The 13,544-nt window shown below is 30.6% G+C and carries 13 protein-coding genes and 1 other RNA gene; 11 read left to right on the forward strand and 3 right to left on the reverse strand.

What is annotated here, in order from left to right:
• The first annotated feature begins 40 nt into the window (after positions 1 to 40).
• Together CN692_RS21025 and CN692_RS21030 are read left to right on the forward strand one after the other, a co-directional pair.
• Entirely contained in the window at positions 41 to 1,048 is a 1,008-nt protein-coding gene (locus tag CN692_RS21025; protein WP_098121072.1) for a DUF2515 family protein, read from the forward strand.
• Between the two features lie 723 nt (positions 1,049 to 1,771).
• The gene (locus tag CN692_RS21030) at positions 1,772 to 2,023 is read left to right on the forward strand and encodes a hypothetical protein (RefSeq protein ID WP_098121073.1); all 252 of its coding nucleotides are present in this window, start codon (positions 1,772 to 1,774) and stop codon (positions 2,021 to 2,023) included.
• A gap of 128 nt (positions 2,024 to 2,151) precedes the next feature.
• Here the strand turns inward: CN692_RS21030 and yppF are convergent, their stop codons facing one another.
• The gene (gene yppF / locus CN692_RS21035) at positions 2,152 to 2,328 is read right to left on the reverse strand and encodes a YppF family protein (protein WP_098121074.1); all 177 of its coding nucleotides are present in this window, start codon (positions 2,326 to 2,328) and stop codon (positions 2,152 to 2,154) included.
• Positions 2,329 to 2,532: 204 nt separating this feature from the next.
• Here yppF and CN692_RS26835 point away from each other — a divergent pair, with 204 nt between their 5' ends.
• The gene (locus tag CN692_RS26835; protein ID WP_257144088.1) at positions 2,533 to 3,276 is read left to right on the forward strand and encodes a YppG family protein; all 744 of its coding nucleotides are present in this window, start codon (positions 2,533 to 2,535) and stop codon (positions 3,274 to 3,276) included.
• Positions 3,277 to 3,313: 37 nt separating this feature from the next.
• On the opposite strand, the gene CN692_RS21045 is transcribed toward CN692_RS26835, so the two are convergent.
• Positions 3,314 to 4,042, reverse strand: a complete 729-nt coding sequence (locus CN692_RS21045; RefSeq protein WP_098121075.1) for a GntR family transcriptional regulator — start codon at positions 4,040 to 4,042, stop codon at positions 3,314 to 3,316.
• A gap of 706 nt (positions 4,043 to 4,748) precedes the next feature.
• On the opposite strand from CN692_RS21045, the gene CN692_RS21050 reads away from it, so the two are divergent.
• The 4 genes from CN692_RS21050 (at position 4,749) to CN692_RS21065 (ending at position 7,444) form a co-directional block, all read left to right on the forward strand.
• Positions 4,749 to 5,315: a DUF1273 domain-containing protein gene (locus tag CN692_RS21050; protein WP_098121076.1), complete on the forward strand. Its 567-nt coding sequence runs from the start codon at positions 4,749 to 4,751 to the stop codon at positions 5,313 to 5,315.
• A 76-nt stretch (positions 5,316 to 5,391) separates the two neighbouring features.
• Complete coding sequence (gene gpsB / locus CN692_RS21055) at positions 5,392 to 5,697, forward strand: cell division regulator GpsB (RefSeq protein ID WP_098121077.1); 306 nt, start codon at positions 5,392 to 5,394, stop codon at positions 5,695 to 5,697.
• A 78-nt stretch (positions 5,698 to 5,775) separates the two neighbouring features.
• Positions 5,776 to 6,161, forward strand: an RNA gene (rnpB, locus tag CN692_RS21060) — RNase P RNA component class B.
• A gap of 131 nt (positions 6,162 to 6,292) precedes the next feature.
• Positions 6,293 to 7,444 (forward strand): THUMP domain-containing class I SAM-dependent RNA methyltransferase, encoded by a 1,152-nt coding sequence (locus CN692_RS21065; protein WP_098121078.1) that lies wholly within the window; start codon positions 6,293 to 6,295, stop codon positions 7,442 to 7,444.
• 137 nt (positions 7,445 to 7,581) lie between these two features.
• Here the strand turns inward: CN692_RS21065 and CN692_RS21070 are convergent, their stop codons facing one another.
• A complete protein-coding gene (locus CN692_RS21070) occupies positions 7,582 to 7,800 on the reverse strand; it encodes a hypothetical protein (protein ID WP_098121079.1) in 219 nt (72 codons plus the stop codon).
• A gap of 166 nt (positions 7,801 to 7,966) precedes the next feature.
• Between CN692_RS21070 and CN692_RS21075 the strand changes: the two genes are divergently transcribed.
• The 4 genes from CN692_RS21075 (at position 7,967) to CN692_RS21090 (ending at position 13,470) form a co-directional block, all read left to right on the forward strand.
• Positions 7,967 to 8,890 carry a Gfo/Idh/MocA family protein gene (locus CN692_RS21075; RefSeq protein WP_098121080.1) on the forward strand — a complete coding sequence of 308 codons (924 nt, stop codon included), beginning with the start codon at positions 7,967 to 7,969 and terminating at the stop codon, positions 8,888 to 8,890.
• A gap of 233 nt (positions 8,891 to 9,123) precedes the next feature.
• The gene (locus CN692_RS21080; RefSeq protein ID WP_098121081.1) at positions 9,124 to 11,052 is read left to right on the forward strand and encodes an ATP-dependent DNA helicase; all 1,929 of its coding nucleotides are present in this window, start codon (positions 9,124 to 9,126) and stop codon (positions 11,050 to 11,052) included.
• 507 nt (positions 11,053 to 11,559) lie between these two features.
• Positions 11,560 to 12,390 carry a hypothetical protein gene (locus tag CN692_RS21085; RefSeq protein WP_098121082.1) on the forward strand — a complete coding sequence of 277 codons (831 nt, stop codon included), beginning with the start codon at positions 11,560 to 11,562 and terminating at the stop codon, positions 12,388 to 12,390.
• A gap of 570 nt (positions 12,391 to 12,960) precedes the next feature.
• Positions 12,961 to 13,470, forward strand: coding sequence for a hypothetical protein (locus tag CN692_RS21090; protein WP_098121083.1), 510 nt, complete (start codon positions 12,961 to 12,963; stop codon positions 13,468 to 13,470).
• The last annotated feature ends 74 nt before the right edge of the window (positions 13,471 to 13,544 follow it).

The raw sequence follows: 13,544 nt of genomic DNA on the forward strand, positions 1-13,544 counted from the left end.
TGTTCGTGTAAAAAAATACCAGATTGCTTGGGGTGAGTCAATGAATACAAACCATGAAAGCTGGAAGGGTTTTATAAATAATAGACGAGAAGAACACATTTTATCACAAGATGAAGCTAATCTAATTGAATTAATAAAAAAAGAAACAACCAAATTCAATGCAGATAATATCTCGAGAACTAACGCATATCAGGATTACTTTTTTAGACTAAATGAGGTAGAGTGGTCTTTTCTTGCAAGCATGGTATCCCGTAATGCAGGCTATAACATGACGGATCTAGCAAACCCAATTTTTATGAATGGCCTAAGCGAAAAACAAAGAAAACAGCTCTTCATAACGTATGAGAGAGCAAATTGGATTATTTTTTTAGATGCATTTCCACAATTGCTTCTATTTGAATATTCAAAAATGAATAATAAACCTCTATTTTATTTGTTAAAATATTTTTCAGTATCGACCTTTATGGAAATAGAATGGGAGAAATATTGGACAGATCGAGATAAAAAGAGACTCGTCTACTCATTAATTATTAATGAACAAAATATGATTGAAAGACCAGTAATACAAAATAAATTTTTTAAAAATGAAGTTTTTAATACTATCGCATTTAAACTTCAAGAGCAATTGAAATTAAGTTATGTAATCTTCCCAACAAACAGTGGAGAGCTATACGGACTTGCTGTTTACCAATTTGAAGATTTAACAAAACGGATCCAAATTGGAAGACAATTATATTCAATCTTATTTCATCAAGACTTAAATAATGGGTTTATTAATTTTGCTAAACAAACGAATCATACTGGGAGTAGAAGTGATTATGAGAGTCTAGTAGGCATTGCCAACTCAAGCAATCCTAAATTAAGGGATGTCTATCCCATCATTCCACATAAGCGCTCAGTAGAAGATGACTGGTATTCTAATAGTAAAATATTAACCGAGTGGTATGAAAATGAAGAAATAATAAATGGAGATAGTTTTAAAGAATCAATTTTAATAAAACAAGAATTGTTGAGTTCATTATTAAAATTGAAAGGGTTATTCCAATAAATAAAATAAATGGTGGGAAAAGGCAATAATAATAATGAAGAATCCACTTAAATAACCTAATATTCAATGCTAGCTATGGCTGTCGAAAAAGTCGGCAGTCTTTTATTTTGTTTAATTTGTGTAAACGCTTTTCTACTATATTATAGATTTCGAGGATTATCACTTTAAGTAGTCCATTCACACTTTTCTCATTTGAGTCTTTGGTCTATCCGATCAACACAATTCTAATGTGAAAGTCATCATTAAATTATAAAATAGAAGAAGTATTTAGTCTAAAGCTATTATTCATAAAACAACAAGGGATTATAAATAAAAAAGAGTGTAGAGAATTAATATGGATCTCTACACTCTAAACTAACATTTAGTGATAGCTTTTTACGTTAAATCTTGGTTAATAAATTTCACTTTATCAACTGTTTATGTAGCTGGGAAATTAGGACCATCTAATTTTGGATTGCCTGTTTGTTGATTTTTACTTTTTTCTTGCTTTTTCTTTTTTTCATTTTTGTTTTTTGCCATTTGTAACACCTCCATGATATTTACCTTTCCCAATTCTGCGTCTCGTTACAAATTTTTTTGTCGAAATTATAGAAGAAAATAGCTTTATTCACTTTGTTTAGCGAATTAGTTCTAGTTTTGTCAATGAAGAAGGAGGAAGAAGTGTAGCCGTTGAATTTAGTTTATAAAGAAAATTAAGAAAACTTGGAAGAGGAGTTGAACTGTATGGAATTAATTCAAAGAGATGATTTTTTTCGAGCAATTGATGAATTTTTAAATGAGGTTGAGTTTATTGAACACTCTCTGGCGATAAGAATTAATCAAAAATGTGAAGAAGAAAAGAATTTACTTTTAAATAAGGTACAGTCAACAACAGTGCATCTTCATCATTTTGAAAACAAAGTTAGTCAAGCTAAAGAAGGTGGAAGTTGGATTTCTACACCATTATTGGGAAGGCATTTGGCATTTAATATTTAATGGAAACATATATATAAGTATTTACACTTAATAAAATGAATTAACTAGAGGAATTAAATAAAGCGATACACTTTTACGTTTAAGTAGATGTGTATCGCTTTATTTCTTATCTCTATGATTTCAGCTTACTAAATTGGCTTACATGCGCCAAAACGTTCAAGTTCTTTAACTAATTCTCTGTAATGTTGAATAGTAACTTCACCATTAAGGTAATTTTGCTGTAAAAAGTCCATTAATTGATTAAAGTCAGTTGGTTCGAAACTTTTTGATGAAATAAACTTGTTCTTTAATTCTTGTAAAGTCATTGTTACCCCTCCAACATTAAATTTAATTAACTTAACAACCTGCTATTCCTAAATAAAATGTATCATAAATATTTAAAATTTAAATTTTTTTAAAAATTTAAACTTCCGACATAAAGTGACAAAAGCTGCATAAATTTAATAAGTAACAGAATAGGCATTTGTAACATATTAATAAAAAAGAATACTAATAATGGGTGTGAGAATATGAGACAGAAAATGTTTCCTCCAAATCACTCAGATAACAGTTTTGAGTGGTTTAGAAACCAAAATCAAGTAGTTGATGAGAAGTTTAATTATCCAGAAATGAATCAATATACTAATGAAATTCAACGATACTATGGGAATACAATTCAACCGTATTCACAAAATCCTACAATAAATACACAACTAACGCCAGCAGCTCAAGCTCAAACACAAATGCAAGCAACGCCGATGATTGAACCTTTACCATACGGAGGACCATCAACACAACCTGGAAGTTCTGTTCAACAAGGTGAATATTCAGCTCCGCAAAATTTTACAATGCAGCAACCAACTGTACAATATAACCAAGGATATCAATATGATCCAAATTATTATTCAATCATGCAAAATCAATATCCATACATGCCAATGAACCCTTCGCAATTCGGTAATCAAACAAACTATTATATGCACCCTCAAAGTCAACAATATTCAATGCCACCACAGAATGCTCAAATGAATCAACAAGGGCCATTTGCAACTCCCGCAATGTTTGCGCCTAGTACACCTTATCCAACCCAACCAAAAAAGATCAATCAACAGAATAATGGTCAATCTTTTCAATTTTCATCAATCTTAAATCAGTTTAAAAATAATTCGGGTTCATATGATGTACCAAAAATGATGTCAACTGCAGGACAAATGATGAATACGATGAATCAAGTTGGTGGGCTATTTAAACAAATTGGAGTTTTCTTCAAATGAAAAAAGCCAGAAATCCCTGGCTTTTTTATTGTGTTCTTTAGTCATTCCTCGATAAGGAATGTACAAGTTTATACCGATCTGCTCTATATACAGTTAATTCGAATTCTAAAACTTTACCACTTCTTAAAAAAGTTGTACGATAAATTGCTAGTACCGGACAATTTAATGGAATTTCTAATAGTGTTGCTTCCTCGTCAGTAGGCATTCTAGCTTGTATTGATTGATCTGCATATTGAATAGGATCTGGAATATTAGCATGTACATAATCAAAAAATGATTTTTCTAAAACACTTTTGTTTAAGTTTGGTGCAATTTCACAAGATACATATATACTTTCAATAGACATTGGAATTGAATCTGCAGATCGAACTCGTTTAATAAAATAAATTGGATCATTTTCTTTTATTTTTAGATTGTTTGCTAATGCTTTATCTGACTTTAAGATTTCAAATTCAACAATTTTACTACTCGGTTTTAAACCTCTTTCGACCATTTCCTCAGTATAACTATTTAGTCTACTAATTTTTTTTTCAACTTTTTGGCGACTAACAAACGTTCCTTTACCTTTTTGCCTATAAACAATTCCTTCTTGAACTAAATTATTTAAAGCTTGTCGAACTGTCATTCGGGAAATTTGAAATTTTTCAGAAAACTCTCTTTCTGACGGAATCAATTCATCAGCAGGGTATTCTCCTGAAGTAATTTTAGATTTTATGTATTCTAATAATTGATGATAAATTGGTATTGGAGAATTTTTGTTAATCATTTTTTACACCTCGTATTGCATTATCTATATTTTGATTATATTAAAACGGTTTCATTTATCATTTTAAAGGAATATAAAGCATTCGGCAATTATTGTCTAATCTTAAGAAATATCTGAAAATTTAAACTTTTAATCATAATTAATTTTATTGTTGTGAAATATGTTCAAACCTAATAAAATAAAAAAGTTGACATAAAAGTATATTTAAGATATTGGAGAGGATCATTTTGAACAAAATACTTTTTTTATTTTTTTTCACAATAACACTGACTTTAATTATTTTTACTAGTTTTAAACAAGCATTATATGTAATCTTATCATAAGGCGAATTTTTCCAAAAAGAAAAATGTTTCAACAAGCTTATCTATAATAATATTCCTAACATTCTAACTAAATCTAAAGGGAATAAAATATCCTCTAAGATCGTCAATCAAATATTGAAATATTGATCTTAAATGTCTTAATAATTGATTTCCACTAAACTTTGACTACTTGTAGTAAGCAAGATTAATATTAATTCCCTCAATATAATATCTGCATTTGAATAATTTTGAATATTATTTTAAATTAATGATTTTTGCGAGATAATTTATGTGCAAATTAATATTTAAGCAATTTGAATTTAAAAACATGCCTATTTAATCTAATAAAATTTACTCTTGGAAGAACTTTTTTAGTTCTTCCTAATTATTTATTGTGAGGTTATATGAAGATACTACTTATATCTGGTTATAAATCATTTGAATTAGGAATTTTTTCGAATAAACATGATGCAGTGAAGTACATAAAAAAAGCAATTAAAAATAAAATTCTTCTATTTATAGATGAGCTAGAGTGGATTATTATATCAGGCCAAATGGGTACTGAGTTATGGGCTGCTGAGGTAGTTTTTGAAATTCAAGATGATTATCCACATCTAAAATTAGGTATTTTTACACCTTATGAAGACCAAGAAAAAAAATGGAATGAAACTAATCAAGAATATTATAATGAAATCTTAATTGGTGCTGATCATGTAGACTCAATTTCTAGAAAGCCTTACGAATCTCCATTACAATTAAAAGCGAAAAATGAATTTTTAGTAAGCAAAAGTGAAGGTTGTATATTATTTTACGATAATGAAAAAGAAGGAAGTCCTAAATATTTATATGATTTAGCAAATAAGAAAAATGAACTATTCAATTATCCAATTGAAATGATTACTTTTGATGATTTACAAGTGATTGCAGAAGAAACATTTGAGAATGATGACAATAATTATAGGGAAATATAGAATAGATAATTGACAATTTATAAAGACTTTGAAAAAATAGAAGGTAAATATTTCTAAATGTTTTGGGGTGATAATAATGGAATCAACAAAAATTAAGCTAAGTATAAAAGATATCCTAAATAAAGAGTTTAAAGTTTCAATGCGTGGATATAATCAAGAGGAAGTAGATCAATACTTAGACACGGTCATTAAAGATTATGAATCGTTTCAAAATCAAATCGTAGCCCTACAACAAGAAAACGCAAAGTATAAAAAATTATTAGAGGATCAAAAAAACACATCAACACCACCGCCTTCTCCTTTTAATAATACGAATACTGACGTTCTTAAAAGATTATCAAATTTGGAAAAGCATGTTTTTGGTAGTAAACTTTTCGAATAATTTCAACTAAATTTATATTTAAAGAAAACATTGCAATCTCATGTATAATTTACTATACTAATAAATGTTCGTTTCAATATGTTCGGGTAATCGCTGCAACGCTTGACGTTGTTGAGGAAAGTCCATGCTCGCACAGTCCTGCGATGGCTGTAGTGTTCGTGCCTATCGAAGTCATAAGATAGGGTAGCTGTGTTGACAGCTAACGGCAGGGAACGGACCTAAGTCCATTATGGATATGGTTCTACTACCTTTAAAGTGCCACAGTGACGTAGTTCTCGAAGAAATGAGAGGAGTGGAACGCGGTAAACCCCACGAGCGAGAAACCCAAATTATGGTAGGGGAATCCTTTCAAAGGAATTGAACAGAGAAAGGGACAGATTATTCTGTAGATAGATGATTACCACCTTGTAGTACGAGACGAGAGTCGCTTGAAGTACGAAAGGAACAGAACATGGCTTACAGAACATTTGAAATGATGAAACTGTTTAAAAACTCTTCATTTAATGGAGAGTTTTTTGTAATTTTGAAGTTATTTGTCCATAATGAAAATAAAAAGAAAAGTTCATTCTATTTTTGAATGAGATAGGTGATAAAATTGGCGAAATATACATTAATTGCTACTGCTGCAATGGGTATCGAAGCTTTAGTCGCTAGAGAAGTCAAAAGCTTAGGGTTTGAAGATGTAGTAGTTGAAAATGGTCGAGTATTATTTAAAGCAGACGAAAGTGGAATTGTTAAAGCGAATTTATGGCTTAGAACTGCTGACCGAGTTAAAATTCGTATTGGCGAATTTAAGGCAACTTCTTTTGATGAGTTATTTGAAAAAACAAAAGCATTACCATGGCATACATTTATTCCAAGAAATGGTCAATTTCCAGTTACAGGAAAATCTCAAAAATCGAAACTTTTTTCTGTTTCGGACTGTCAAGCAATTGTTAAAAAAGCGATTGTTGATAAATTAAAAGCGATACAAAATGTACAAGGTATGTTAATTGAAGACGGACCTTTATTTAGAGTTGAAGTTTCAATCTTAAAAGATATCGTAACATTAACGCTTGATACGACTGGACGCGAAGGTTTACATAAACGAGGATATCGTGTCGATCAAGGTGAAGCACCATTAAAAGAAACACTAGCAGCTTCGTTAATTTTACTGACGAATTGGAATGCAGATTTACCTTTTGTTGATCCGTTTTGTGGTTCAGGTACAATTCCAATTGAAGCAGCGTTAATTGGTCAAAATATAGCGCCAGGATCGTTTAGAAGCTTTGCATCAGAAGATTGGCATTGGATTGGCAAAAAAAGATGGGATGAAGCAAGACAAGAAGCAGATGACTTAGCAAATTATGATCAAAAGCTTGAAATCATAGGATCAGATATTGACCATCGAATGATTAATGTTTCAAAAGCAAATGCTGATGAAGTTGGATTATCTGACTCGATTTCATTTAAACAAATGCAAGTAAGTGACTTTACAACGAGATTAGAATATGGATATGTTGTAACAAATCCACCTTATGGTGAGCGATTGAATGATCGTCCATATGTTGAAAAGCTTTATTCGGATATGGGGAATGTATTTACGAAATTAGATACATGGTCAACTTATGTATTAACTAGCCATGAAGGATTTGAACAATTTTACGGTAAACCAGCAACAAAAAAACGTAAATTATTTAATGGATTTATTAAAACGGATTATTACCAATACTTTGGTAAAAGACCTCCAAGAAATCGCGAAGAGTAAAACCCGATATCGGTGCTCCTAAAAGTCTAATGCTGACAAATAGGAGCACTTTTTTAATAATAATAATAATAACTCATTTAATTAAAGATATTACGAACACATTTTGAATATGTTGTGAAAAATAATGAGATTGAAACTCATAAATTAATGGCAGGGACAATTCGAAATCCGTGATTTTTTTCAAGTAAATGTGCGACATGCCAATTTGTTTCTGCAGTGCTTTTATACTGGGTGACCAAATCATGAAATTCTTCATTAGAAAAACTTTGTTCATGTTGAAGTAAATAAAGATCCCTTACAATACTGATATCATCATTTGTATCAAAATTGGTCTGAATTAAAGAATACAAATACAATTAACCAGCCTCCAATCTAATTTAAATCTACAACTATTACTTTTTAGAATTCCCGATTAATGGATTGTTATTGCCAAATTAAATTCAATTATTGAATCAATTGTTTTTAAAAGATGAATGAAATTTTGTTATGATAAAGAGAGAAAAATACGAAAGGAATGATCTTATGAAAAAAATTCGTATTGGGATGGTTGGTTTAGGAAATATTGCACAGAAAGCCTATTTACCGATTCTTACAAAAGAGGAAAATTGGGATTTTATCGGAGCATTTTCACCAAATAAGGAAAAGCGTAAATTAATATGCTCTCAGTATCGAATTCCCGATTTTGAAGATTTAAACAAACTGACAGAAAGTAGCGATGCTGTATTTGTACATAGCTCAACTAGTTCACATTTTGAAGTTGTATCATACTTATTAAAAAATGGAAAAGATGTGTATGTTGATAAGCCACTAGCATCTACTAGAACAGAGGCCGAAAGATTAGCTGAATTAAGTATTAAACTAAATCGAAAGCTTATGGTTGGATTCAATCGTCGCTTTTGTCCAATGTATGTACAAGCTAAAGAGCAAGCCAAAAATATAGCTTCTATTAAGTTTGAGAAGCATCGCGAGAATAAGATCGGTCCAAATTCATTTGAATTTACGATGCTTGATGATTATTTACATGTAGTTGACACTGTTAGGTGGTTAGCAAATGGAGAAATTAATCTTCTTAATGGAAAAGTTAAAACAAATACTAATGATCATTTAGAATTTGTTACTCATCATTTTGAATCCACATCAGAAGAAATGATCAGTACAAATATGCATCGCAAAGCAGGAACAAATCTAGAGCAACTCGAATTAATTACAGAAGGTTCGATTATAAGAGTAAAAAATATGAGCAACTTTGAAATAGAGAAAAATAACACGATACATAATTCTTTTTCATCTTCATGGGACACAACATTAAAGCAAAGGGGCTTTGAAGACTGTATTGGCCATTTTATTAATAGTATTTACGCAGATGAAAAACCATCAGTTGACGGAGTAGAAGCTTTAAAATCACAAATTATTGTTGAAGAAATGATCAAACAAGCAAAAAGCTAGGTAAGTGAAATATTTTGGGAAATAGTGGCATGAAAACCTGATAGAGAAACACAATCATTCTTTTATCTATCTTTTTTTAATCCGACCTTATTTCCCTTGCCTTTCCACTTCATTTTTTGTATGATAGCGGATGGAGACAAATTTTTATATAATATTGTTTTGAATAAATTTGCAAAATTAAAGTTCTCACACAGGAGGACTTTTTCTTTTTAAAATACATTTTGGGGGTAGCAATGAGTCAATCAACTAAATTACCTTTTGAGGTTGGAAAACAAGATCAATTCATAGAAAAGTTAGGGGAATGGATTGGTGACGTATTTTACGATTTACTACCAGATGCTGGCTATGAATTAAGAGATGAGCAAATTTTTATGGCTTTTCAAGTCGAAAGAGCTTTTAAAGAGAAGAAAGTGATTTTTGCTGAAGCGGGAGTAGGAACTGGTAAAACTTTTGTATATTTACTTTATTGCTTATGCTATGCAAGATTTACTGGTAAACCTGCGATTATCGCATGTGCTGATGAGTCATTAATTGAGCAATTAGTTAAGAAAAATGGTGACATTGAAAAACTATCAAATGCATTAAATTTATCAATTGATGTGCGTTTAGCTAAATCAACTACTAACTATTTATGTTTAAAAAAATTAGACCAACAACGTACTGAGGATGAAGTTTCTGATGCGGTATTATCGGTTTATGAAAATTTACCGAGTTTTGTAAATGATTATGGTACACTACAAAAATTTACTCCTTATGGAGACCGCACTGAATATAAAGAATTAACGGATGAAGAGTGGGATACAATCTCATACGATTATTTCCAGGATTGTTCTACTTGTGAACAAAGACATAGATGTGGACAAACTCTATCTAGAGAGCATTATCGTAAAGCATCTGACTTAATCGTCTGTTCGCAAGAATTTTATATGGAGCATATTTGGACCGTAGAATCAAGAAAACGAGAAGGGCAATTACCATTACTACCAAACCCAAGCTGCGTTGTATTCGATGAAGGACATTTACTTGAGTTTGCAAGTCAAAAGTCATTAACATACCGTTTACAACAAGAGACTTTAAATATCTTTTTATCATTTTTAATGCAATCGGGAACACGTGAAAGCTTCCAGCAGTTATTAGAAGATACATTAGAAACGTATGATCAATTCTTCTATGAATTAGATATTAATACTCAAGAAGTTGAAGGTTCAAGAAGACATAAACTAAACATGAATGAACGTTTAATAAAATTAGCAAGTAGATTAAAATCTCAAATTAGTAGTATTGGTGACGAATTAGTATTTGAAAGTGAAATGTATACAATCGACGAATATCAATTAAATATCGTTGATGAGCATTTAGATGATGTTGAACGTTGTTTAAATCTGTTTATAAACGAAGTAACTGCTATCCAATGGATTGAGTATAATCAAAATGAATTAACGCTTGTTATCATGCCAAAAGCAGTTAATGAACTTTTACAAGAAAAAGTATTCAATCAAAAAATGCCGATCGTATTCTCGTCTGCGACACTTTCTCAAAATACATCCTTTGATTACATCGCAAATAGTCTTGGAATAAAAGATTATTTATCATTTTCAGTGAATTCTCCTTTCGATTATGAGGTGCAAATGCAAATTGAGTTGAAACAAGTTGATTCAACCGAAATAGAAGCTAAAAATGAGTTGATTATTGAGAAATTAAAGAATAATAACGGTAGTACATTAGTATTATTTAATTCAACTCAAGAAATGAAAAAATTTAAAGAACAGATTGCGAAGGAAAAAATTGATTTTAATTTATTCTTCGAAGGTGAAGAAGAAATTAGCTCAATCGTACAAAAATTCCAAGAAGATATTAATGCATCTTTATGTGCAGTCCATCTATGGGAAGGATTAGATATACAAGGAGAATCATTGAGTCAGGTAATTATTCATTCATTACCATTCCCTCCTAATGATCCGGTATTCCAATCAAAACGACAAAATTCACAAAATCCTTATTTAGAAATTGATGAGCCGTACATGTTATTAAGATTACGCCAAGGTATTGGGCGTCTAATCCGTGGTCATGAAGATAAAGGAAAAATTATTTTATTTATCGATAATGATTTAAACAGTGATACGAAAGATAAAATCTTAAACAGTTTACCTGTTAATCCATAAAAAAAGTAGTGTGAGAGTGTAGAGAAATCCCTAAAATTTCTCTGCACTCTTTTTTATTTGGATTCGTTAAAGTAGATTGTTGATTTTCTTATTTAACTAAACGTTAGGATTATACAAGGAGGAATATGGATTTAAAAGTGGAATTATTAATATCGTTGCATCAAAAGAGTACTTGCAACTATACCAATTGAATGGAAGGAATAGAGCAACATTAGGTAAGGTAAGGAAAAGAAATAGTTAAATTTATCGTTGGATGGGATGTAGAAAAGAGGTTATTTAAGTCAGAATGTCTAAAATATTGGGAAAAGCAGAATGATACACCATAAAATAAACCATTTTCAAATTAGCTAAGGGATAAGATTTTTCGGTTTGCAAAATTTTAAATTATATTTAAAGTCTAAAAGGCTAAATTATCCCAAATTACAAATATCTTTCTATACTATATAATTATTTTTTGTGGGAGTAACTGGAAATTTAATTTGAAAAATAAAAATAGGAGTACATAGTATGAAAACCAATAAACAATTTTTTTCTCTTTTTATATTTATAGTTGTTGTATCTTCAATCCTATTCTATAAGCACAAAACTGATGCTGAAACAGTAAAGGTAAAAATAGGACAATCAAGTCATTTCAGTAAGGACGAAATAAAAGCAGCAGTAAGTACTGTAAAGGAAAAGTTCAAGGGTTATAAAGGGTGCTCACTGACAGAGCTAAAGTATTCAGAAAAAGATTCTCTTGCGATTGCCAAAGATTATATGAATTTTGGCGGTGGTGATGAAACGGTTGTAGGAGATAAAAATGTAATTGTTTTGCTTTCAAACTTTAAAGTCGATTCTTCTGGTGGTGATGGAAGTTGGAAGCCAAATTCAACTCAGACTAGATATACTTGGACCTTAATAAGAAATAGTGAAAAGGGAAAATGGAGAGTTGCACAGGCTGAAGATAATTATACTGATGCTAATAATGTAAAAGTAAGCATAGGACGATCTAAAAAGTTAACGAAGGAAGACATTATCACTGCGTTTGATACCGTCAAGAAAGATTTCAAGAAAGATAAAAATAATGAAGGATGCACAATTACAGAACTACACTATTCAGAGTTTCAAGCAATAGATGCAGATACAATTGAGTCTTATATGGAAGATAAAAATGCCATTGTTGTCTTTTCTACCATTAAAACCGCCCCTACAGCTGTAGGGGGTTGGGATGCAAATAAAACGATGGATAATTTTAGTTGGACGCTAGTAAGAGATAGTAGTAATGGAAAATGGAGAGTTAAAGATGGGGGATATGCATTAGATATAAATTTATTCTTTTTAACTAATGCAATGCTTTAGTTTAACAAGAAAAGACTACCTTGTGTAGTCTTTTTTATTGCACTAAATGGTCGTTTTGAACAAGGATTACCCGAAAATCATGTGGAGAAGGCAGAACATTTCTTTTTACTTGTCCAAACATAAGTTGTTGAGATGAATTTTGCAACTGTAACAATGAAAGAAATAATAGAAATAACGATAGAAACAATGAAAGAAACAAAAGTAATAATAGGATTTTACATTTAATGCGAAAATCACGGTTGATAAAGAGGAATTTTGTCGTGCAGTAGATCGTTGTGACGATGACAGACGTGATAATTCCCGTGGTCGTAGTGACAGATGGTGGAACTGGTAGTTATAATATATAAAAAGAAACTTCAATCAGATTTCTAGTTACAAACAAATTATGAGTTATAGCATTAAGAAAACTAACGTAATAGGTAACTAAACAAGAAAATCGACTTAATAGTCGATTTTTTTTATTGGGCTAAATGATAGTATGGATGCATAAGAAAAATAGAAATGTAGACAAAAAATATAGGAATTTGAATATAATTTGAAGAAATATTGTAAAAGAGGAGGTTGGACAAAGTGAAAAAAATCATTTTAGCAATCTCAATTCTTTTATTAACTGCCTGTACAAATGGGAATAGTGCGCTTGATAAGCTAAAAGAAGACTACCCTAAAACGATAAAAAAAGAGGTAGAAATGTTACCTGAGAATATTCAAAATGAAATCGCTGTACCAAAGAGGTTACCAATCAATGTAAAGAATGTTTCATTGGATGTTCAAAAAAATATTGGAAATGATACGATTAATCTAACTTCAATTAATTATAGGGACGGAAAAGGAGTTATTGTAGAAGTCACGACATATCATCAAAAAAACATCGAGTTCTCAGGTGAAGGACAACAATTAACGACAAAGTTAAAAGATGGAACTAAGGTGATAATAGTAAGAGATGATAAGGATGGTTCAAAGATAATTCGATGGAAAAAAGATGGACTTTATCATGAAATAATGCTAGTCAAATTAACAGATATTGATCAAAATTACACAATTATTGACTTAGTTGAAATAGCTAATTCAATATACGAGTAACTTGCTTCTAAAACGTGATCGACGCTTTGTCGGTCTTTATTATTGAACAAAATTGCAGTTTAGTAAAATAAGAA

The sequence above is a fragment of the Bacillus sp. AFS002410 genome (assembly GCF_002556365.1).
Lineage (GTDB): Bacteria > Bacillota > Bacilli > Bacillales > Bacillaceae_G > Gottfriedia.